This window comes from Clostridioides sp. ES-S-0005-03, assembly GCF_020658455.1.
Lineage (GTDB): Bacteria > Bacillota > Clostridia > Peptostreptococcales > Peptostreptococcaceae > Clostridioides.
In genome coordinates this window covers 1,419,079-1,443,491 of sequence record NZ_JACVWI010000001.1, presented here as the reverse complement: position 1 = coordinate 1,443,491, position 24,413 = coordinate 1,419,079, and the positions used below count along the sequence as shown (strand labels likewise).

The 24,413-nt window shown below is 26.0% G+C and carries 15 protein-coding genes; all 15 read left to right on the top strand.

The window, feature by feature from the left end; genetic code table 11:
• Window positions 1-4 precede the first annotated feature (4 nt).
• Window positions 5-3,685 carry an Ig-like domain-containing protein gene (locus tag IC218_RS06720; protein ID WP_227824073.1) on the top strand — a complete coding sequence of 1,227 codons (3,681 nt, stop codon included), beginning with the start codon at window positions 5-7 and terminating at the stop codon, window positions 3,683-3,685.
• A 25-nt stretch (window positions 3,686-3,710) separates the two neighbouring features.
• Window positions 3,711-7,388, top strand: a complete 3,678-nt coding sequence (locus IC218_RS06715; RefSeq protein WP_227824072.1) for a virion structural protein — start codon at window positions 3,711-3,713, stop codon at window positions 7,386-7,388.
• A gap of 118 nt (window positions 7,389-7,506) precedes the next feature.
• Window positions 7,507-9,741: a hypothetical protein gene (locus tag IC218_RS06710; RefSeq protein ID WP_227824071.1), complete on the top strand. Its 2,235-nt coding sequence runs from the start codon at window positions 7,507-7,509 to the stop codon at window positions 9,739-9,741.
• A gap of 224 nt (window positions 9,742-9,965) precedes the next feature.
• Window positions 9,966-11,333, top strand: coding sequence for a hypothetical protein (locus IC218_RS06705; protein ID WP_227824070.1), 1,368 nt, complete (start codon window positions 9,966-9,968; stop codon window positions 11,331-11,333).
• Between the two features lie 8 nt (window positions 11,334-11,341).
• The gene (locus IC218_RS06700; protein ID WP_227824069.1) at window positions 11,342-11,827 is read left to right on the top strand and encodes a hypothetical protein; all 486 of its coding nucleotides are present in this window, start codon (window positions 11,342-11,344) and stop codon (window positions 11,825-11,827) included.
• Window positions 11,828-11,834: 7 nt separating this feature from the next.
• On the top strand, window positions 11,835-12,713 hold the full coding sequence (locus IC218_RS06695) for a hypothetical protein (protein ID WP_227824068.1): 879 nt from the start codon (window positions 11,835-11,837) through the stop codon (window positions 12,711-12,713).
• 35 nt (window positions 12,714-12,748) lie between these two features.
• The gene (locus tag IC218_RS06690; RefSeq protein WP_227824067.1) at window positions 12,749-13,063 is read left to right on the top strand and encodes a hypothetical protein; all 315 of its coding nucleotides are present in this window, start codon (window positions 12,749-12,751) and stop codon (window positions 13,061-13,063) included.
• A gap of 31 nt (window positions 13,064-13,094) precedes the next feature.
• Window positions 13,095-13,424 (top strand): hypothetical protein, encoded by a 330-nt coding sequence (locus IC218_RS06685; protein WP_227824066.1) that lies wholly within the window; start codon window positions 13,095-13,097, stop codon window positions 13,422-13,424.
• Between the two features lies 1 nt (window position 13,425).
• Window positions 13,426-15,606: a virion structural protein gene (locus IC218_RS06680; RefSeq protein ID WP_227824065.1), complete on the top strand. Its 2,181-nt coding sequence runs from the start codon at window positions 13,426-13,428 to the stop codon at window positions 15,604-15,606.
• A gap of 10 nt (window positions 15,607-15,616) precedes the next feature.
• Window positions 15,617-17,380, top strand: coding sequence for a hypothetical protein (locus tag IC218_RS06675; RefSeq protein ID WP_227824064.1), 1,764 nt, complete (start codon window positions 15,617-15,619; stop codon window positions 17,378-17,380).
• The gene (locus IC218_RS06670; RefSeq protein WP_227824063.1) at window positions 17,377-19,503 is read left to right on the top strand and encodes a hypothetical protein; all 2,127 of its coding nucleotides are present in this window, start codon (window positions 17,377-17,379) and stop codon (window positions 19,501-19,503) included. Before IC218_RS06675 ends, IC218_RS06670 begins: the two co-directional genes overlap by 4 nt.
• On the top strand, window positions 19,503-21,212 hold the full coding sequence (locus IC218_RS06665; protein ID WP_227824062.1) for a hypothetical protein: 1,710 nt from the start codon (window positions 19,503-19,505) through the stop codon (window positions 21,210-21,212). The genes IC218_RS06670 and IC218_RS06665 overlap by 1 nt, the downstream gene beginning before the upstream one ends.
• A complete protein-coding gene (locus IC218_RS06660; RefSeq protein ID WP_227824061.1) occupies window positions 21,213-22,442 on the top strand; it encodes a hypothetical protein in 1,230 nt (409 codons plus the stop codon).
• Between the two features lie 664 nt (window positions 22,443-23,106).
• A complete protein-coding gene (locus IC218_RS06655) occupies window positions 23,107-23,370 on the top strand; it encodes a hypothetical protein (protein ID WP_227824060.1) in 264 nt (87 codons plus the stop codon).
• A 78-nt stretch (window positions 23,371-23,448) separates the two neighbouring features.
• Window positions 23,449-24,360, top strand: coding sequence for a helix-turn-helix domain-containing protein (locus IC218_RS06650; RefSeq protein ID WP_227824059.1), 912 nt, complete (start codon window positions 23,449-23,451; stop codon window positions 24,358-24,360).
• The last annotated feature ends 53 nt before the right edge of the window (window positions 24,361-24,413 follow it).

The window sequence follows — 24,413 nt, the reverse complement described above, 5'->3', positions numbered from 1 at the left end:
AAAAATGGATTTGAACTTTGAAATTAAACTTATTATAGAGAATACTGAAATAAATAAGTTGATAAGCTTTAATAAACATATAATTAAAAAAAATCTAAAGCTATACCCACACGAAGAACTTGAAGTTGATTCAAAAGAAATAACCAAGTATTTTGCTAAAGAGTTAGATAGATATAGTATTGAAAATAATATACATATAAGTAAATTAATGGTTGATGGATATGAAATAGAGTCGTTAACAGAGGGTGTATATATTTTTTTTAAAACAGAAAATACAGAATCATTCTCGCTATCTCCATCTATAGTTGCCGTATTGGAAGAAGAAAAAAATGTAATTATAAAAGAAAATAAAGTGCTAAGCTATACTAAGTTTAAATTGCCAGAAAGAGTGGAAATAGTTCCATATATGAATATTAACATAGCAAGTAGAATGAAAGCATTTCAGTCTGGGATAGGAGATTATAATGATTGTAAGTTATATAAATCAGAAGATACTACATATAAAAAGACATTTAAACTACTAAATAAAATATATGGAATAAGAGCAAGTAACAAGGTAAAATATAACACTATAAAATTTTATTATAGATATAAGATGGAAGCTAAAACTAATTACATTACTTATGATTCTAAAGTAAGTATTAGAGTAAGTGCAAGAGAGGTATCCCAAATTAGAGAAAAAATTGAAGGAGAACCATTTGGGCCAACATATAAATCTGAACTAGATTTAGACTATGTATTTGATGAGCATACTCAAGTAGCAGATATTTATTTATATAGTTTGATACCAGAATTAAAAAATAAAGATTATTCAAAGAGATATAAATTTGATATAGAAGTTTACAATATAAAAGGACCAGTAAGAATATATTCATATACACATGGATATAGGGATTTTTTAGAAGACAATAAAGCTGATGCCAACGTTAAATTTAGTGAATATGGTTATTTTGACCATAAAGTGTGTATAAAAGCTGTAGAAGTTATAAGACAAAAAGAATATATTGAAATATTTCCACCACTAGAATATGATTCGCTTGTTGGAGCCATAAATGGAGATTTTGAAGTATCAGAAAATGGAAAGAAGGATATGGTAGATACAGCTCCAGTTTTTGAAGCTTCTCTTGATGTCTATGATAGAAAATATTATTGTATAATAGAAAAATTTAGTCCAGAAGAAGCATATGTTTTATATGAGTTTGATAATCAAGTAGATGAAGAAGACTATACATTAATTAATGGAGACAAAATAAAATTTTATTCTGATTCTATAATTTCAGATTCAACTGAGTATAAGGAATTTTTAGGACAAGTTGATAGAGGAGAGTTCATAATTGATGATAATAGAAAGCATACCTATGTTTATGGTCTTACAGAATTTAGTTTAAATTCAAATGAATATAAAAGGTTTGAGCTTGTAGTAGAAGTTAGTATAAGTGATGTGATGATTTTAGATTATCCAAAAGTGCTTACTATAAGATATGGATATATTGATGATATTATAATTGTATCCTTGAGAACATTACAAAATGCTTTAGCACGTTGGTGTCCAAGTATACATAATGGATATTATTATTATAATCAAGAGGAGTATTATTTATATAATAAATGTAATATGAATGGTCAAGAAAAAATATTACAGGATACCTTTAATAAATTTAGAATACTAATTAAGATTACTTTGAATGTATCAGAGCCAACAGGGCAACTTGAAAGGTATGATATTAGAAAATTTAATAAAAAAGACTTATTACTGGATAGTTCAAAATTTGTATATAAAGATGATATGTTATGGCCAAAACCAATAAAATACTATAACGATTATTATTACGATTTTCTGGATGAATATATTTATGAAACAACATCTTTTTTATTTAACAAAAAACCTACATCCATTCAAGAAATATCATGGATACAAAAATCCAATGAATTTAGTACTGTAGATGTATTTTATGTAGGTCATAATGATATTTATGGAGAATGGATGCAACCAGTTAAATTGATTTATGGAGAGCCCATTCCTTCAAATTTAATATTGTGTAAAGTTTTTAAATTAAGGTTTATACTTAAACCTTCTAAAATGCCCAAACTACAACATAGAGAGTTAATTTATGAATGTGAATCTGATTGGAGAAACTTTATTGATTCTTTCCTTAGTTTTAATTTTTATTATAGAGAAGAAGTATTGATGCCGTTATCAGATAATTCCATATCAATATCAATAACTAACATAATTGATTTAGGGGATACAATAGAAACCACAGAGAATTTAAAATATATAATGCCATCAATGAAGTTTGATGGAGAAGTAGAATTTTATGTACAAGATGATAATGTATTGCTTAATTTAGAAGGAAAACTAAATTCAGATAAATGGATTCAAGTAGAAAATAATACCAAGATTGAAACTAAAAGATTTGTGAGATTTAAAATTGTTTTAAAAGAGGGAGCAAAACTATATAGTTTAAACCTAAAAGTTGGAAGATATGAGTATACAGGAATGAATTTAGAGACTTTTTTACCCTCAATAGGGGATATAAAAGTTAAAGCCACTTACAATCCTACAGAATACTCATCTAAATATGAAAATATAATATCTTATAATCTACCGTATGATACTCAACCATATACAATTATAAAAAATATTGAAGAATATGCAGAAACAGTTGCAAAAGCTAATAATTTTAAACTAGAAAATATAAAAAGTATAAAATTTACTAAGGTAGATGTATATTCTGAAGAATATAATATTTTATATGATGGAGATGATAAAGTAACTAAAAAACCAGTAAAAGCACAATCATTATATTTATCTGAAAGTGATTTTATAGTAGAATCAGAGCAAGATGGAATAATATTTAAAGTTCCTTACACTAAAACAATAAGAATGTCTCCAATACCACAACAATATTCACCTATTATCATATATGAAATTGGAATAGAAGAACCATATACTCAAGTATTTTTTTTGAGTGAAACAGGAGAATATTCACTTGAAAGTGAAGAAAAATTTGAATCTCTTGGGTTTAAAACTTTATACTTACAAAACATAGATATAGATGAGACAACAATAGTGATTACAATAAATGAGGTATTAATGAAGGACTATACTATTGAAAATAATGTTATAGTTTTTGAAAAAGAGGTTCCTAAAGGAAAGATAATAAATGTTAGATACAAGATTAAGAACTCTTTTATAGCTTTGTATGACTATGAAAAAGATGAAGTTGAAATAAAATTACATAAATTTGAAGAAAAGTATCCAAATAAAGTGAAGGTCTATTTTGAAACTCATAAAACATCTTCACTAAAAGAATTAAAGCATATATCACTAAATCCAATCTACAATACCCTATACAATGGATATATATACATATCAGATTATACCTTAGAACCATACTTTTTAAGGATATATTCAGAAACCAACTTTGTGTTTGCAAATGGAAAAGATGATATAAGCATCTTAATATCAGTAACAGATATGTATAATAATCCAGTTGAAGGTGCTTTTGTAAATATAGAATCTGCTCTTGGAACAATTGAAAAATTAAATGATAGAACTGATATTAATGGAATAATTCCATGTATTTATACAAGTTGGACAGGAGATTGTATAGATGTTATAAAGGCAATTGCTAATGAAAATGCTAAAGATGAAATCACTATAGTAAATAGAAAAATATAGATAAGCTACAAAAGGGGTATGTTTTATGGATATTAATAAGTTGAAAACATTAAATTATAAGATCACAAATGGGTCTAATCTTCAAGGCGTTATTTTAATAAAAGAAGGAAACATAAATTCTCTAGGAGAAGCATATAGAAAAGGTTCTATTGAAGAAGAAACTTTTTTAAAATTATCAGGAAATGTTAATTTTAGTATTTTAAATAATATAATATATTTTAATTATTATGCAAATGATTTATATATTGGAGAAGACTCTTTTGATTTTATTGTGACATTAGAAAATGGAATGACATACATTCAAACAATAGGTATTTTAATTGAACAAAAAATAGTGAGTGTAAATACAAAAGAAAGATTTATAGAAATATATTTTGATAATGAACAAGATAATAGAGTAGCTGTAAATATATCAAGTAATATTAACCAATCTATAGAATTACCAACTACAATAGTTTATAGTTCAACTGATAAAGAATTTAATATTGATAAATGTGTTGAAACTAATGATGCTATAAATAATTTTAGTGAAATAGCGTATCCTTTATATGATTGTAAGGTTGAGATAGTAACTAAAGCTACTAATGAGACCGTAAATAATGGGGCAAGTATAAAAGTCGTTAATAACGCAAATATATCATTTATAAAGAGTAAGAAATTTTTAGGTGATGAATACGGGAAAATTGTATTTAAAAACTTTGTAAATAGAGAATATAATATTGATTCACCTACAAAAGAAATTGTTTATATAGTTTGGCATGCAAGAACAATTGTAACTGAATATAAACCCAAAGATGATATTATAGTAAGTCAAAGACCTGATGTAAGTATACCTAATTTCAAGTTACCTATTATGGACTATCCACAAGCACCAAAAGATGAATCTATTTTAAAAAAAGAAGAATATGTATCTGGAGATTTATTTTCTAATACAAAAGTACATAAAGAATTTGATAATAAAGGAAATAAATCTATTAAACTTGGAAGAAATGTTCCAAATGGAGCAGTAAATTTAGCTTATTATTATAATACAACAGCCTCACTAGATGATACTGTTTCTGTAATAGAGACTAATACAAATAATGTAACATTGCATTTTGTTGAAGATTGGATTCACAGAAGAGATTTAGCTACAAAAAATGATGATTACTTTCCAGAAACTATTGAATTTACTGGTGAAAAAGGCACAGAATTAGAAGGGTATTGGGGTGTTTTATATAGAGATTTTGTTATGTGGGATGAATCTACAGTTACTGATTTTAAACCAGAGCATAAAGTTCAACATGAGGAATTTAAAGGTCTATTAGCTAAAAGAGTGCCTATAGACAAGATATACAATGATGGTGATAAGTATGGTGTTTTAAATTTGACAAACTCTATATTTGAAGCTGTAAGCTTTGTGGAAACTGAGAATGAACTTATTGATTATAACCCTAAAACTTATAATGCATATACACGATATGAAGGTTTGGTTAGAAAGTTAAAAGTATTGTATAATGGGTCAGCTAAATATAGTGGTGTTGTAAATAAAAAAGATGAAATATCAAATATACATCCAGAACAGGAAAGAGAAATAATAATGTATCCAGATGAAAGTGGTCTTTTACATAGAATTGATGGAGAGTATTTGATAGATGACGATTTATTTTATATTACAAATAAATTTAAGGACAACATACCACTGTATTACAGATATAAGTTAAAGTATAAAATTTATGATAATGTCGGATTAGATATAAATGGTTTGTATAATTCAGAAAATATAAATCTCATTTCAGAAAATAATTATCCAATAGATGAAAATGAGTTTAAGTACAAGGTCTTTATAGAAAAAACTAAATATGAAAATGTCTATGATGCATATCTATATACATCATTTGTACCAACTGTAGAAAATCCTATATATGTTATGTATGATGGATTGACAGAAGAAGCTTATGGAAAAGATAGTGTAAATCCTTTAGAAACTAAAGCAGGTATACTTGAAAAGATAAGTCCAATTCAATGTTGCGATTTAGATTCATATAGAGTAAATAGGTTTCAAGATATAACAAATAAGTCTTCTATAGAGGTATTTGAATATGAAATATTGGAAGACAAAAGAAGTAAAATACAAATTGAATACATTATAATGGCGGATGAGTTAGAAATAGCTCCTATTACAAAGGAAATAATAAATAAAAAATATGCGTTATACTCAGAACTTGCTAGTTTTAAGAATGAGGACATGATTATATCTGAAAAGGATACAAATGGATATATGACAGCAAGAGAGATGTTTATGAAGTACTCATCAGTTGAAGACAGAGATAAAATAAATGAAAACTCAACTTTTAGAGTTAAATATAATCTTCAAAATTTAGATACTATGTATTCAAAAGATAAGACTTTGATATATACAGCATCAGATGGAAATGGATTTATATATGGAAGAACATATGAAGATACTGGATTTCCAGAACAAGATTCAACTACTCTTGGAGATATTAAAAATACTAATATGTTAGATAAAGATTCTATATATAAATCAGCTAATGGAAAAGTTTATAAAGGATATTCAGTAGTGTGTAGAAATATAAATCAAATTGTTGTGGGAACTCCTCTAGAAAAAGAGCCCCTAAAAGGTTGGTTTCCAACTATTAAATATGCTTATTTTAGTAAAAAATATGAAAGAATCGATAAAACAATAGAAATTATATATTCCATACCAGAATATGATTTACAGATATTTGGAAAGTATGGCAAACCATATATTGACATATCTGGAGAAAAAGGAAGTTTTGTTGGAAATAGTACTATTAAGGTAAAAAATACTCCAATGTATATAGAAGTTGATAATAGCTGGAAGCCAACTAATTTAAAAGTTTATAAAATGTTAAATGATAAAGATAAAAAAGAACTTGAAATAAAAGGATTTAATTTTAAGTATGGATTTATAGAGATTAATGATTCAGTAAGTGATAATGATAAGATATTAGTAGATTATACTTATGAAGAAAAGAATCTTCATTACAGAGGCTATTATAAAAACCAAGATAAAGATAGCAAAATTATAGATTTAAATTTAAATCCAAATATGTATAGTTTTTATACAGACACTTCTAATGAACTAAATGAGATGAGAAATTCTTATGATTTATTTAATCGAACAATTCACTTTTTTTTAAAACCCATGAGAATAATAGACAGAGGCACAGGTGAGATTTTAAAGGACAACTATTTTTGTGTATACCATAAATTTGATGATCAAGAAGCTTTAGAACCATTTGACTTACATATAGGTAGAATTTTTGTGAGGCATCATACTTCATTAAAATCCACAAATTTAATAGATACTAGATTGAGAGGCGGAGGTATTATCAAAGAAATGGAAGATATACTTCGTCGAGATTTAGAGCCTGAAAGTGATTATTATTTAGATATTGGTACACTTGATGGTAAACCATATCAAGAAAACTCTGTAATTATAATAAGAATAGATAGTAAGCTTCTTTATAAAAATGGAGGAAGATTTTCTGAAGAAGATATAAAAAAAGCTGTTCAAAAGTGGGCTGCTTATGGTAGCTATCCTATTATTGAATTTGTAGATGTAATAAGTGATGATGAGTTACCTCAGACTAGCATAGAAGTCAGTAAAAACATAGATAATCAAAAACATGTAAGACCAAGTATATGGATAGAAAATGTAAACTATAATATATAACTGTATTTTAATAATTATACAAAATATATTTAAATGAAACTCGTTATAAACAATTAAATTAAAAGATTAATAACTATAATTTTAAAAATATACTACTAGATTAAATGAGGTGATTTTATTGGGTGTTTTACCTTCAGCAACATTGCTTACAAATGAATTGAAATTGCATGATTTCAAAGGTGTTAAGTTATCCGTTACATTTGGAGATGCTGATTTAAATGATGGATATTCATATGCAAAAATGAATTTTAGAGCAAGTGACATTAAATTTGATTGGTGGATAGATAAACCAAGATTAAATATTATAACAAGTGAACTGACTTTAAATGATAAAAAAGTTTGGAGTGAGTTAAATCATGGTCCTAATAGTGGATTGAATGCAGATTGCCTAGATGGGTATCATGCTGTTGATTTTAAAGATAGATTGGGATACAACCATTTTAAACATGCTGCATTGGTGTCCCATAAAAGATATATTAAAATAGCCACATTTACTCCAAGAAGAGTTGGAAATGTACCTGATTTTTCTACAGATGGTAAACTTCCATATCAGGGGATATTTGCAAATAGTCTAGTGGCTAAAATGAAAAATGAAGATTACATTGATGAATTTGTTAAAGCTACATCTAATTATATCGATTACACAAAACCGAATATAGGAAAATTCGACCACACTGATATGATGACAGAAGGAATTTACAACTCCATATTTAGAGGGTCTATAACTTTTCTTAAAGAAAACAGTCCAACTACTATGGATATTCATATTGGTTTATTTGAAGACCCTACAAATACAAATAAAGATGGATGGACTTGTACAAACAAGTTTTTTTATATATCATTACATGATGAAAAATTACCATTTTTAAATGAAGATTTGTCTTCTGAAGAAAATTTAATAAAAGAAGATGAATTTAGAGAACAAAAAAACAATGGTGGAAAAATTAATTTTGATAAAACTATAGCTGATAAAATAGAAGATTCTATAGAAAAATCAAATTTAGAAAAAGAAAATATCTCAATGTATGCAAGTGTAACTTCACCAAGTGAAAATCATGCACATGAAAGACCTCTTGATTTAAGTGGATATAAGACTCCTCCAGACCCTAGTAAAAATGACTATAAAGCTGAACAATTTCCACCATATAAACATGAAGGGGATAGCTATCAAAAAGAGATAGATATACTAAGGTTATATCATGTGAAGTCAGATTCTACTACAGTTGATGGTGTGGAAATAGTTACTCACAAATTTGAATTATACTTAGCTATAGATGAAAAAACAGAAGTACATATACAGCCATATATGTCCAGTTCTTGTATAGTTCATCAATATCAAAGCCCAGTTACAATATCTGGACTTCCTGAGACAAATCATTTTATAAAGCCAAAGTCAATTTACGATAATAGATATTCCCATATTAGACATAGACATTATGATTATGAAGCTAGAATGGATAAGATTGATAGCGAAGTAGAGGAAATTTGGGATACTTTTGACTATTATGTTGTAATAGCTCAAGGAAGTGATAATGCTAGAAAAATTCTTATGACAGATGATAATGGAAATGTTTTTTGTTCAAATGATAATATGGAAAGGCACACTGATTATAGGAGAAATGGTTCAAGAGTTTTAGTTAGTGATACAAATAAGTGTATTAGTGAAAGTTCTGTTACAACTAGGGAACTTGCTCAACTTAAAGAGGTAAGAGCCAATGTTCAAGAACAGTTAGACGAACTAAGAGATGATATTGATGATATAAAAAGAGACATAATCAATATAGAAAATGAAATTAAAAATATTAAAAAAGATTATGTCAAAAGACGAGGGGATTCTATGTATGGAGATTTAACTATGATTCAAAATTCTAAGATAGTTATAACTGATGAAGGAGATAGAAAAATATCATTGAGGGGAGACCTTAAGGATGCTCAATATCCTGATAGTGATGGAGAGATTGACCATTTTTGTTTATATGATGAAGCTATTAAGTATACAGATAATGATGGTAATAAGAGGGTAGGTAGACGAGTATTATCATATAGACCTCAAGATGGAAATGGTGGATGTGTGTGGTTTTTCAATAACGCTATTCGTTTTGGAGATGGAAAGGGTCTGCCAGGTCCTAAATTTATACTATCTTTTTGTCCTCCTGGAGATTATAAACCATTTAAAAAACCTAAAGTAGGTGACATATGGATAAAGCATATATTGGATACAATAACAGCAGATAAAGATAAGGAGAATGCTAAATACCCTATAGGTCTTTATGTTTGTACTAAAAGTGATGGTAAGACAACTAGTGATGGTAAATATCTAGCAGAATGGACTCCAATAGCACAAAAAAAATAGTAAGTATACTAGATAAAGGGATTGTTTTAATTAAAATTGAAACAATCCCTTTTATAGTAATCCCATATCTTATTTTCGGCAAACTTAAATTGCAATATTTATTTATATAAAAAATTATTAATATAATTTAAAAAATGTTAAACAAATTGCTATATAGATAAGGTATATTAAAAATAAAAGTAAGTTTACAAAAGTAAAATGATATGCAAAAGAGGTGAGTTTATTTGGAACATCCCAAGATAAATATATGTAAATCTACAGAAGGAAATTTATTACACTATATTTATAGATTTAAAAATATTTCATCAGAAACAGAAATAGAAGAATATATAAATAATCAAGACCCAATTATAGAAATATTAGAAGAAAATGCTGATATAGAATCGACTAACATCAAAGATTTTTTACTTAGTAGAAATGATTTTCCAAAAGGATATGATGGGTATACTGAATTTATGCTACCATTTGAAATAGTAATTCCTTTTAAAAAATTAATTGTGAATTTAAAAAATGATTTATCATCAGCACCTCAAGAAAAAATAGAAATACAATTAAGTTCATATCAAACTATAGCAAAAATTTTATTTAAGAAAAGAAATAATTATAATGAATATGAAACATATAGGATTATAACAGAACAATATGAGATTGACGATACAATAAAGATTAGAAATAACAATGGATTTCTAATAAAAAAATCTAATGTGGAATATAATAAAATCACATTAGATTTTTCCATAGATATAGTTACACATATAGATATACATGCACATGGAGTGTTTGATCCAGTAGTAGCTACTATAGAAGGAAAAAATTACACATTATTTTATCAAATGAAAGAAAAGCAAAAGAATAAATATGAATATAGAGTCATTAGTAAATTTCCTAGTGGAGATATAACGGAATTATCAAATCTAGCAATTTGTGAATTATCTGAAAGTCCAGATAAAATAACTCAAATATTAGAAGTAAAAGAAGATGACCCTAAAATAACAAAATGGAAAGAGATAAAAAGAGAAAAAGCATCAAAGGATATAAATATTAATAAAGAGGATTTATACAGCAAAGTAATAAATACAATAACTAGCCAAGAAGTACATTCAGATGATTCTACACTAATAACTGATGGGATAAGATATGTAAAGTTACCAAATATATGGCATAAAGATAAAAGAGAATTATTTTATAGAAAATCTAGAGTTTTTAGAATGAAAAACATATATAAAAACATATCAACAGACTACTGTAAGCCAATAATATTTCAAGATAAATTTGAAGTATTAATTGATAAAATGGTTATCTATAGAAAAGATGTAACGAATTTAAATGAAAACGAGCAGAAAAAGCCAGTTGATATAACAGATGAAAAAGCCACCATATTTAAAACATATATAAGACAAGGTGGTAAGTACTATAATGATTATATAAATAATATAGAAGATAATGGTGCAGTTGAGATGGTTGTGTTAAATTCTAGATATCCACTTTTATCAATAAAAGATTACTGTTTGTACTCAAATAAGTATAACTATACTATATATTTATATGATGAGAAAGGAAATATATCAGACCCAGTAGTGGCTGTATTATAGGTGTACATATGTATGATAATATCAATAGTCTTTCAAAAATATATACAGAAAATACAATAACTTTTTCAAGGATAAAAAATCTAAAATGTATAAGTTATAAATTGTATGTAAATGAAAAGATAGGAGAAAGATGGCAAAGTTATTTATTAGCAGAAATACCAAATCCAAAGGTTGAAGTGCTGTTGAATGAAAATAAGGTGCTAGAGTACAATTCGAATCAAAAGTGGGATGTATCTAAGGCTATAAGTGGGACAGTAAGCAAGTCTATAAAAGTGAGTGTAAATAACATAGAGCTAAATAATAGGAATTATACATTTAATTCTAAGTTTAAAATTTTATATATTCATATAGAACTTTCTCCTACAGACTTTGTTGAGATACAATATCAAGTTGATAAGATAAAATACGTGCATAAGACTTTAAATAAATGTGAATACAGTGTAGTACCTGTTTTTGATAAACAATATTTAACAGGGCAGCACTCTTTATTATAGGTGAGTTATGAGTGAAAAATTTACTAAGATTTCAAGAAAAAATATAATAGATAAACTGTATACTGATGAAGATATGATTGAAAATTCATTTGAAAAGGATATATCTTATTATTCAGATAATTTATTTTTTGATAGAGTTTTATTTAATTTTGATAATAATAGATATGCAAATTCCTTATTTATAAATGAATTTAAAAATAAGGAGTATTCTGATGTCCAAAATAGTAGTGATATAAAGTTTGATTTTGATAAAACTTGTATATATTTAAATGAAGGTAGCAGTTTTGGAGAATATAATTCAGTTGATATTTATACTCATGAACATAAAAGTTCTTCATTAAATAATTTTTTTCTGATTGTAGACCAAACTATACCAAATGGTTCAGAAGTAATCTATTATCTAGTAACTGATAAAAAAGAAGTGCTTCAGATAAGAGCAAATAATACTGTACCATATACTATACAAAAAGAAGAAGATATACCTAAAACAGTAAAAGTAAGAGCTAAGATATGGTCAAATTTAGCAGGAGAATCACCTAAAATTAATGCAATAGCACTTCTCTATAGTGATGATTTTACAGAAGCTCAAATGGGGCTAATTAATCCTGATTTAGGAAGACTCCCAGATACTGAATATCCAGAATTAAATGATGTAACAACTATATTAAGAGATTCTAAAAATGATGATAAATTGATAAAAGTAAGTAATGCAACTGAAGACATAGTACTTAATTATGCTGAAGAAGGAAATTTAGATACAATAAATATTTATGAAACTGTATCAGGAGATAAAAAAGAAGATATTTATCTTATATATGATGATTACGAAAATAGTGATAAAGAGGTTGAAAAAGTCTTGATGCAGATCATAAGTAAGAAAAAATAGTAATGTATATAGACAATATGGTGAGTTGGTGAAATATGAGAATACAACAGAAAAAAGATAACATTTATGTAAAAGGTTTAGATAAAGTTGATGCGTACTTAATAAATATAATTCAAAGATATTTTGAATATGATGGTAAAAAAATATTAGGGTCTAAAGAGCAAATCATAGATGAGGTTATACAAAGAGTTAAAGAAGATTTAATATTACCTGAAATTCAAAATCTATTTGAAGAGTTTTTGTTAAAAAAAGGAATATCATTTGAGGAAAATAAAGTGATAATAACTAATAAAGATTTAATAATTATCAATGGTCAAATAAAAGAAGAAAAAAATAATGAAGGAATATAAAATCATAATATAAACATAAGGAGGAAACTTTATGCACAGTTTTGAAAGAGATAAGTATTTCATTTCAAAAGGAAGTTTAGAAGGATATACTATGGAAAGTGGTATTATCATAGGAAAACAATTAACTAGAGAATTAGAATTAATGGATGAAAATATGTATGAAGTTCATAAATTATCTCTGTGGACTAAGTTGCTAAAAGAAGGAATTAGACCTATTAAATGGAATAAATCAGAATGGAATGGCACTAAGATAGAGTTTGAAGTAATGAAAACTAAAGAAGATGTAAAAATGGCTGTAAATGAGTTAATTAATCTATCTAATAAATGTCATGAAAAGTATAAATTAAAGGCTGGAATGTAATATGCCAAATACTTCATTGAATATAAGTAAAATAAAAGATGAGATTATAGAAGCTGTTGTAAGAGAAATAACATCCAATTGTTCTACTGATGAGGAAAGAGAAATTTTAGAAAATGAATTTGAGACAAAAATTAAAAATAATACATTGATAACGAGCTTAGATGAGCATGAAATAAGTATTAATTCTCAATCAATTAATAAGACTATGAACGAACTGTATATAGATTTACTGACTAGTTTTGGTGTAGTTAACTCAATGAGTGAGTTGATATCAAAGTATGATAGTATGAGTACATCATATATAAATAGTATAGCGACAAAGATAAATCAAATAAAAGATAAACTAGAGAGTTGTAGATATTCTACCTCATTTAAACATATGTCTAAATTTATAATAGAGAGATTTAGAAACTCAAACAATTTCGATAAAAGTAGAAGTATTCAAAAAGATAGATATGGTCAATGGATACCAGAAAAGTGCTATGTTAATTTTGATGAAAAGGAAAACATATTAACATTACCATTTTTAAAACGAGATAACATGTTAAGATATGATAATAAAGTCTCAACAGCATCTTTAAATTATAAGTTTCAGCTTGGTGAAGGATTTATAAAATCTTACAATAATGGAACATCTCTTGAAAATGCTATAGATGGAAATCCAACATCATTTTGGAGTGATACTATACTGTCAGATGCTCCATTAAGTGTTTCGTTTGAAAATAATAAACCAAAAGCTCTATATGTAAGAGATAATTATTTTTATGGAATAGACTCTGGGGCAGTTTGTGACCTTGAACTTAATTTTGAATCTATTAATAAAATAAACGAAATAAACATAACTCCATTTACAAAATATCCTATTGATATAGTTGCTATAAGATATAAAATGACAGATGATGAAGATGAAGTGTTGATAGAGTTAGTAACACCAGATAATAAAGACAAAACACTAAAAAGTGTTTTTACTAGAGATAAAGTTACATTTAGATTTCCAGAAATAATATGTAAGAGGATATACATATTATTTACACAGAAACATTATATAAGAGAAACATATGTATATAATCCAACTGAGGTAAATAAAAATTTACTTTGGTTTAATAATGAAAATGATAGAAAAGAAAAAGTAAGTAAAGCTGTATTTAAACCAGTGTACTATGATAGAGAAATGGTTAATTCTCTATGGCAACAAATGAATGATAGAATATTATCAGATTCTTATGATGAGCTACTATCTAGAATAGTTGGAAATGACAAGTTGAATCACAAGGTATTAAAATATGAATACAACTATGGTTTATATGATTTAGGATGCTATAATAATCATTTTGATAGAACTGGCTTTTATATAAGCAAATCTTTAAATTTAAATTCTAATATAAAAAGTGTACAGATAGCAACTGATGAACTACATCCTAAAAATTCACTTGGAAAAACTGTCACCGACATAGAATACTATATTACAGTATCTGATAATCCAGATGCTAAAGATTGGATTCCTATATTGCCAATGAATAAGGAGATTATAGAATCTGAACTTTTATTTATAACAGGAAGTACTAGAGCTTATTTTAGATTTGAAGCAGAAATCGTTTATAAAGTAATGAAAGATGGAGAAGAGATACCTTTAGATAGTGAAGGATTTTATATACATAAAAATCAAAAAACTGGATTTTTTTGGTGTATTCAAATATTTAATTATGATTATAATGCAGTATATAGTATAAGTTATAAGCCTGTAAGGGGCAGTGATTCTGTAGATTTTGCATCAAAGTTAGAAACAACTATAGAATCTTTTAATGGAGAAAATAAATCAAATTTTGAACTTAAATACAGTCCATTTACAGAGTCTACAGTGGATTATTGTGATGTAAAAGTGGTAGACACATTAAATCAGAAGATTAACTGTGAAATAGAAACTCTAAATGTGACAGATATATCAGAAAATGGAAGTAGTTATAAGAATTTTGATAATTTAAATGACAAACTTCAATTTTATATATTTAAGAACTCAATCTATTTTAATAGAGAGATAGAGAATAAGTATATCATAGATATATCATATAAACATTTAGTATCAAAAATAAAGTTAAAAGCATTATTTAGAAGAAATACAGTTAAAGATGGATGGTTAACACCTGCTTTAAAAGAAATAAAATATATGGTAGATACATTTTAAAGGTGATAATATGAATAATTATAAATATAAAAAGCCAAATATATTGTTTGAAGAAAGGATTAAAATTCTAATAGATGATTTAAACAAAGATTTTGATTCTGGAAAAATAAAAACTAAAGCAGAGTATTTTTACGAATTTAAGAATATGATTATTGATTTTTATAATAAACTTGGAAAACCATCATTTAAATTCTATGAGGCAGTATATATACCATCATTTTCAAACTATAGTGATATGTTAAAAAAAGCTAAATATGATATGCATGTCTTAATGTGTAGTTGTGAGAAAATAGGAAATGATTTACAAGTATATTTTAAAGATGTTAAAGAAGATACTGGTATATTAATGAAAAAATTAAACTGCATAGAAACAGAGATAAATGAACTAGATAAAAAAGTAGACTCTTTGAAAACAGTAAGTAATATGATTTATTCAGATGACTTTGTAAAAGTTAGTAATAGAAATAACTTGAATAATACTTCTTGCAGTGTATTATATGGAGCATTAACATTAGCAACAACATCGAGTAAATGTTTAAATGACAATATAAATATACAAGTTTTAGATATATCAAATGGCTTTCCTGGAAATACACATGAAATATATCCATCTTATAATAAAATAAAATATATTGGAGAAGATGACCCTCATATATATTTATCAGATATGTTAGATGGAAATGATGATACTTGGTTTGAGTTTGAAATGTATAATTTAGAATCTGATGTAAAAATAAAAACTGGAATGGTTGGATTTAAGTACAAAGAAGGTATAAGTTGGATAAGTGATGATAGAGTTTTAAAACTACATTTTAAAGTTTCTTTGGAGATACCTGTTAATATCAATTGGTTCAAAATTTCTGGTATACCAAGGCCAAATGTTAATCTACATAATCCTATAATAAAAAGAATAGTTGTAAGAGATAAATATGAAAATGCTCAAATATTACAATTAAATCAATATCTAGATGAAGAGCATATAATAACATTTGAATCGAGTATAGTTAAAGAAATTATAGTTGAATTAGAACAAGAGGACAGTAATTTTACTAAAGTATGTAGAGAGTATTTTTTAAATATAAATCCAACTAGAATTCCATATTTTTTTTATGACAGTGAGAAAGATTATGTACAATTTGATAAACCTCAAAAAAGTATAGAATTAATAGGGCTTAAATATAATCATGATGATAAAAATATAATTTATCCATCTACAAAAACAATAAACAATTTTTTGACAAGAGAGTATGTTAAATCTCAATTGTTTTATAAAAAGATAAGTGAAGATATTTATAAATTTCAATATGAAGAAGTAAGTGCAAGGAGATATGTTATAGGCATAAAAAATATTGATCTTAAATACAAAGTTTATGATATATATGGAGTATATCTATCACGTAAATTTTTATCAAATGAAAATATAAGGTCAATTACTTTAAATTCTAAAGATTACATACCTAAAAGATTTATAGAATATACAGATAAAAACAACAAAATTGATGATTATATTAAATATTATATAAGTTTTGATGATGGTTCAGTATGGACTAGGATAAGACCAAGACATAGAACTCAGTATGGCTCTTGTACAATAGTAGTAAATAGTAATGTATCAATTGTAAATAGAAATAAAAATGTTACATATGTTGATATGCTTAATGATGTAAAAGAATTTAGATTAAAAATAGAGTTATATAGACCAGAGGAAATAATTGATGAGTCACCTATAGTATATAGTTATAGTATAGATGTAGGTTCGGAGGAAATTATATGATGAACATTCAAGAGTATCAATTAAAAATTAAAGAAGAAGAGATAATAAAAAGGCTTTTGAATAATGGAGATTTAGTGACTTTTTATGAAGTAAATAAGTTTATAAGTGAATTTTTTGAAAAGAAAATAATTGGTTTGCCTTATTTTAAGCCAATTACATTATTACCATATCAAAATTCAGATAAAGAACAGTTTAATAATATGTTTAAAAATATAGAAGATGATTTGAAATCTATTTATGAAGTACATAATAATCATGTAGAGTCTTTTATAGAGACTGTAAATAAATATGATTTAGAAATAATAAATATATATAATGAAGCAAATAAGATTATTGCTTATTCAGAAATAGCAAATGAATTTTCAAGCCAAAAAATGGCTTATTACCCCTATGTTATAACTTTTAATACACTTGAAGATACAAATACTATAAACTTAGTAAAAAATAATATACCTAAGTCAACTTGTGAAATAGATTATAATACATCTACACTTAGAAATGAACTTCATTCAACCCCAGATGATAAAATAGATTTAAGTAAGTCAAATTTGAAAATATTATTAAATGGGCAAGAGATAGGTACAAGTTCAAATCTAAATTTAATATTAAATGAGGCTCTTAATGAAAACATATCATTAAATATAATGCCAATTAAAAATGAAACTCAAATAATTACAATTGACTTAGTGTTAGATGATATTAAAACAGTATCTAGAATTGAGTTGAGCGGTTACTCACTACAAGATACCATTATAACACTATTAATTTCTTCTGATAATAAGAATTTTAAAGAGAAGTTTAAATATCATGGAGAAAGAAATAATATATGGAGATTTAACAAAGAAGATATTTTATCGATTAAATTTATAATTGAAAAATACGAAATTGACCAAGAAGAAATAGATAACTTAAGTTCATTATTTGTATTAAACAATATTTCACTTTACAATGATAAGTATTCTAAAACTAGTGTGTATACAAGTAATAAAATTAAAATTGATGCACCTATATCAAATATAACATTAAATCCTAAAAATAAAATACCACCTATGACGAATATATCATATTTCATAGGTATAGAAGATAAAAATAATAGTGTAGAATGGAAGAATATAAAGCCAGGTGTAGCTTTAGATTTAAATCTTCTATGCAAAGAAGAAAAACTACTTAATTATTATACATCTGATTTATTTGGAAGACGTGACTTTGATATAGAATTAAAAAATTTTCTGTTTTATATACAACAACTTCCAGAACATGTAAACTTAAATTCTATTGAAATGAGAACAGGACATTCACAATGGATGATTGAGAGGCTGAATGTAAGTGATAAATATAATCAAGAATATCCAAGTTCATTGAAGGTATCTATAAATGACTATGCAAAACATAGAGTTACTGGAATAGCTCCAATGGATGCAAATATGATGGAAATAATGTGTAAAAGCGTATGGAATTATATGGTAATGAGTCAATATGTTAATTGTCTTGAAGATACTGTAATAGAAAATAAATATTTTAGTTTTGACAAAGACAAGGAAGTTTTTGATGTAGTTGTACTTGTAAATGGAAGACAAGTATTTAAAAAAGATAATAAGTATGCATTTAAGTTAAAAAAGGGAGAAAATAAAGTTCAAATAATGTTTTTACTTGGTGAATTAGATTTATCCGAGCCATTAAAAACCATCAAGCATAATTTTAATCTAATGTCTTATAGTGATTATATATTTGCTGGTCCAAAAATGAAAAGAATAACGTATAATTCTCTAGTGAAAGATATAAATCCTCATTCTCTTAAATATTATGCAATAAAATCTATAGATAATATGGACAATATAGTTACAAAATTTGACCCTAATTATACGATTAGCCCAAATGACCCTATAAATATTGAATTAAGAGAAAAAAGGAGTCCACAATACCAAAGACCAGATATAAAAATTAATACAGCTGAGTATTTTAGACTATTTATAAAATATAGACATATGTTGCCATCAACAATTGAAAAGTTAAAATCTATAAATGATGATAGCTTAATAAGATATAGAGTAATGGCTAAATTATCTACTTCAGATATATCTGTTACTCCTGTAATCAATAATATAAAGGTGGTGGCTGAATAATGTCAATAACACTATATGCTAAATCATCTGATAAAGAAAATAAGGTTAGTTTAAGCTGGGAGAATACATCAAGTTCACCTCACTTGTACAGAGTATTTAGAAAAAAAATAGGAGATGATTTTGGTAATTCTGTTGATGAAATATTTCAACCTATTTCTTTATGTGAACTAGAAAAATTAGAAAGTGACATAAAGGTATTGAATATACATCCAGACATAGGAGAAGAAATTAGTTTTAAATGTTATAGAGGTATTACATGGAGTATTAAGAAGTCTGCTTCTTTAAAAAAATGGATGGAAGAGCCTTGCAAAGAAGATGCAAGAGGATATGGTATGGCTAAGATAAATGTAACTCCTGTATCAAACAAAGAATTTTGTGAAAATCCAGATGATTTTTTAAAGGATACTAGTGGTATGTACATTTATGATGTAATAGTTATCGGATTTTCTAGTGGTGAAGATTATACTAATGAAAATAAGTTAAATAAGATAGCATTAGATTCTATATTTGAATTTATGAATACAAATAGAAGTGTTATTGCTAGTCATGATTTAATTTCATCCATATTTAGAGAAGATGAAAGTTTAAATAAGTTAAGGGAGTTTTTTAATGTAAAGATTGGAAAATGGAAAGGAGAGAATATATTTTTTGATAAAGGCTATGGATTTACAAGTTCTGTATGGGGAAATGAAGTCGTTGTAAATAAATTAGATTCAGTTGCATTATATCCATGGAATATTGTAAATAAAGAAGAAAAGATAAAAATATCATATACCCATACTACATCTAATTTTGCACATGGAGATATATGGTTTAATATAATACCACAAAAAACAGAAGGAGAGTCGAATTGGTCTACTTCACAAGAAAGAGCTGCTTCATATTATCTTACAACATGGAATAATACTGCCATGATTCAAATAGGACACAATATAAATGATATTGAAGATATAGAGGAAGATGAAAAGAAGATATTGGCAAATACTATTTTTAGAATGAAACAACTAACTGAAAATACGTCTATTGAAGACAAACCTGGAGATACCTCTATTCCAATTAAACCAAGTATAACAAATCAGTATACTACTGAAGATAGAAAAGTCATTTTGGAATATACTTCTAAAGATACAGGGAGTATATATCAATATTATGTAGAAGGAATAGATTTAAGTACAAAAACAGTAACAGAATCGAACATAGCCACCACAATAGTTACTACAGGCATAAAAGAGTACAATTGGTGTTTACATCCTGTAGAAAGTGATATTAATCCAATTATTTTAAATAATTCACATATTGTATACAATAAGACCCAAAGAGAAACAGTGATGACACAATCTCTACAAAAAGGATATTATATGTTTAGGATTTATACAACTGATTATTCAGGTAATAAATCTAAAGTAGAAAGTAAGATTTTTCATGTAGATGGTGAAGTAGACGAAACTTCAAACAGGGTATTAGATGAAGTTCCAAATGCTGTAAGATTTAATAATAGGTATAGGGGGCCACAAGAAAGTTGTAAGACAAGTTCGATGTACAATCAGATAGATTATAATATAAGAAAGTTAAGTGGTAAAATAGATAGATTAGGTGTAATGAAAGAAGAAGTGCTTATAGACTCAAATTATAGTTATGGAAGTTTTGTAGATATAATTGACAATATACAAGAAGAGATAGACATATTTTATGATGTAAGGGGAGATTAGATGAATAAACTTATCATTAATAACTTACCAGTATCAAACAGGAATGATTTTGGATATAAAGCTATAAACAAAAGTTCAATGCATAATGATAATCAGAATAATATGCTAAATGATATCCTAGATTTATTCAATAAAACTAATGAGATAGAACGTACATTAAATAATAAGATAAGTTTGATAAAACTTGAAAATGCTCAGTTGGAAGCTGTAAATTTAAACTTGATACAAAAGTATAATCAATTATTGAATAAGTATATTGATATACAAAAGTCTAATAAATCAAGAAGAAAAATAATATTACCTCAAGATTGTAAGACTGAGGAGAGTACATTTGGAGCTATAATAAACAATGTAACATCAGATATAACTATAAGACCTTCAAAAAAGATTTCAAAATTGGCTGTTTTTGATGATATATCAAATTCTATGTTTATTCCCAAAAGTCTTTCGGTTAAGACAAAAATTACTAGTTTTGGTGTCATATCAGAACAGGATAATGATTTATATGCACCTTTTTCTAAAGATAATAATCTATATTGGACAAAAAGAGTAGTTACAAGTAATTTCGTAGATTTTTTAGATACAGAGTATGAAATTACTCTTCCAGAGGATATTATGACTACATTAGAAATGAATGAAATATATATACATCCATTTTTATGTAGTGTAAAAAATGTATATGTAAGGTTTGGAGATTCCAGCTATTGGGAAGAAGTAGAGGGAATTGAATATCATTCAGCAATAACACAGAATAATTTAACAAATGAATTTTCAAATTCAGTTAGAGCATTTAGAATAAACTTTCCTAATAAAAAAGTTAATCAAATAAAAATAGTTTTAAGAGGTTATAATTATGAAGAATGTGAAACAAATCTAAGAACTTTTGTTTATGGTATAAAATCCTTAGGAGCTTATATAAATTATTATAATAATTATGAATCTTCTACATTTAGTTTTAAGTGTAATATTGATGAAAAGAAAGATGTAATGATTACAGGTATAACGCCCCACTTTAATAATAGCAGTGACACTGGAAAATATTCTAAAGACTTTATATTTGACGTATATTATGAAGATAAAGGAGAATATCATCATAAAATAGTAGATACTTTTCCATTTAAACCTCCTACAAAAAAATTGATGTTTAAATGCAGGATAGGTGAAATTTATAGTGAAATAAATATAAAGAGTATTGATATAAATTATACCTATTATGGAGATGACTTGTAGTGTTTTTAAGTGTGAACGATTGTATTTAACATTTTGCATATGATATAATTAGTAGTACAAATTTGGGGGTGGTTATTTTGATAGTGCTGATTTAGGATTTATAATAAAATATTTTAAGGTTTATAATAAAATATTAAAAAATTTTGTCTTTATCGAAAGACTTTTTTTTATTTTTAAATTGTCAATTGTGACAATTGACCTATATACTTTTATGCTTAGATTTATCATTAATAATGATAGATAGAGCGACATTAAAGATTAGGAGGTGAAAACTATACATTTATTATACAAAAATAAAAGTGAAATTAAAACAGTAACTAAAATAGTAAATCTTATTTTTAAAATTATTGATGAGTTAAAACTATTTGCTAATAATGTGGTGATATGTAATATAAATAAAGATGACTTAAAATATTATTTTTTGAAATTTGATTTACAAAATAAAAACTTGTTGTTTAATATAAAGCTTTACAATTCAATTACAAAAACAATTGTTATAAAAAGTTATGTGTTAACGGACTTGATAAGAGACTGTGAAACTAAAAAAATAGAATTAAAATTGAACTATGATGTCAAAAATATGATATTAAAATCAAAAGAGAATGTACATAAAGATATTACTGAAATTTATATATGATTTTATCAAGCTTATGGGGGGAGAAATATGAATTTTACTATTGATAAAAATATAGAAGCAAAGCATTACACTACAGGCGGTAGAGTTCCAAAGCCACCAGGAAAAGGAGAGGTAATGATATGTCAAATATGTAATAAGCCAATAATGCCAGAACAATTTTCAATAGATAAATATAAAAGAAAAAAAGAATTTAAATGGCATATACATCCAAAATGCTTTGAGTACATAGATAAAATGGCTGATAAATCAGTTCCTGGTTTACTTAATGAAAGAAGATATTTACTTGAGTAAATATTTCTTGTATAAATGTATAGTTTTATAATCTTAATGGATAAGAAATGATAATATAATGCTAAGAAGGTATATAATATGGAGAAAAAAATAACTTATAAAAATAATATGCAAAAGTATGGAATGAGTGAATATCAAAGAATACATGATTTGGTATATGAATTACAAGCTGGTTCAAGAGATGCTGCACAAGAATTAATTAATTCATTTAGAACAATGTTAAATAAGTATGTCTCTTTAATAGTGTATGGACAATATTCTATAGAAGATTACTCAATAAGAAGTTTTATTAAATTATTTGTAGAGGAAGAAAATGAACGACTAAAATTAAATTCATATTTTGTGAATGGCCATGGTCAAAGGGTAGCAGATAAGACAGTTGCAAAAATAGTTGGTATATTTTCAAATAATGACAAAGAAGACATACAACAGGAGATAAGCGCTATTTTTTTATCTATGTGTCATAAATATAAAGATACAAAGCCGTCTTTTCACAATCATGTCAAAAGAAATTTTCATTATTATGTCTTTAGACATTTAGAAAAACTATCTAAAGACCCAATAGCAAGAGGTCTATATTATCAGAAAAAAATATGTAAGATATATGATTCTGACCAACAATTACCTATAGAAGAAACAATTTGTGATAAAAATGCACAAAAAGAAATAGACGAAGTGCTCGATTATGTCGAGCTTTTTTATAAGTTACAATTGTCAATTGCGATAATTGAAAAAGATGTAGCTATAAATATATACGATGATGAATTTTTAAATAATAATTGGATTAATGGAATTACGTGTTCTAATATTTTTAAGGATCTTACAACATTTGAAAGACGAATATTAGTAATGTGGTATATGAAAGATAATACTGATTCAGAAATAGCAGAGCTATTTGGTCTTTGTAGAGGGACAATAAATAAAAAAAGAGCCTGTGCAAAATCTAAATTGAGAAAAGCTGTAAGATTGATTAATTATTTAAAGGAGTAAGAATTATTACTCTTATAAGATTTAGACCACTCTAATATAAAGAGTGGTCTTCT

What these genes read in the sequence shown, in the direction of transcription:
- IC218_RS06650 (WP_227824059.1), top strand. Translation starts at nt 23,449, where the DNA reads ATGGAGAAAAAAATAACTTATAAAAATAATATGCAAAAGTATGGAATG.
- IC218_RS06670 (WP_227824063.1), top strand. Translation starts at nt 17,377, where the DNA reads ATGATGAACATTCAAGAGTATCAATTAAAAATTAAAGAAGAAGAGATA.
- IC218_RS06665 (WP_227824062.1), top strand. Translation starts at nt 19,503, where the DNA reads ATGTCAATAACACTATATGCTAAATCATCTGATAAAGAAAATAAGGTT.
- IC218_RS06685 (WP_227824066.1), top strand. Translation starts at nt 13,095, where the DNA reads ATGCACAGTTTTGAAAGAGATAAGTATTTCATTTCAAAAGGAAGTTTA.
- IC218_RS06660 (WP_227824061.1), top strand. Translation starts at nt 21,213, where the DNA reads ATGAATAAACTTATCATTAATAACTTACCAGTATCAAACAGGAATGAT.
- IC218_RS06690 (WP_227824067.1), top strand. Translation starts at nt 12,749, where the DNA reads ATGAGAATACAACAGAAAAAAGATAACATTTATGTAAAAGGTTTAGAT.
- IC218_RS06675 (WP_227824064.1), top strand. Translation starts at nt 15,617, where the DNA reads ATGAATAATTATAAATATAAAAAGCCAAATATATTGTTTGAAGAAAGG.
- IC218_RS06720 (WP_227824073.1), top strand. Translation starts at nt 5, where the DNA reads ATGGATTTGAACTTTGAAATTAAACTTATTATAGAGAATACTGAAATA.
- IC218_RS06680 (WP_227824065.1), top strand. Translation starts at nt 13,426, where the DNA reads ATGCCAAATACTTCATTGAATATAAGTAAAATAAAAGATGAGATTATA.
- IC218_RS06715 (WP_227824072.1), top strand. Translation starts at nt 3,711, where the DNA reads ATGGATATTAATAAGTTGAAAACATTAAATTATAAGATCACAAATGGG.
- IC218_RS06700 (WP_227824069.1), top strand. Translation starts at nt 11,342, where the DNA reads ATGTATGATAATATCAATAGTCTTTCAAAAATATATACAGAAAATACA.
- IC218_RS06695 (WP_227824068.1), top strand. Translation starts at nt 11,835, where the DNA reads ATGAGTGAAAAATTTACTAAGATTTCAAGAAAAAATATAATAGATAAA.
- IC218_RS06655 (WP_227824060.1), top strand. Translation starts at nt 23,107, where the DNA reads ATGAATTTTACTATTGATAAAAATATAGAAGCAAAGCATTACACTACA.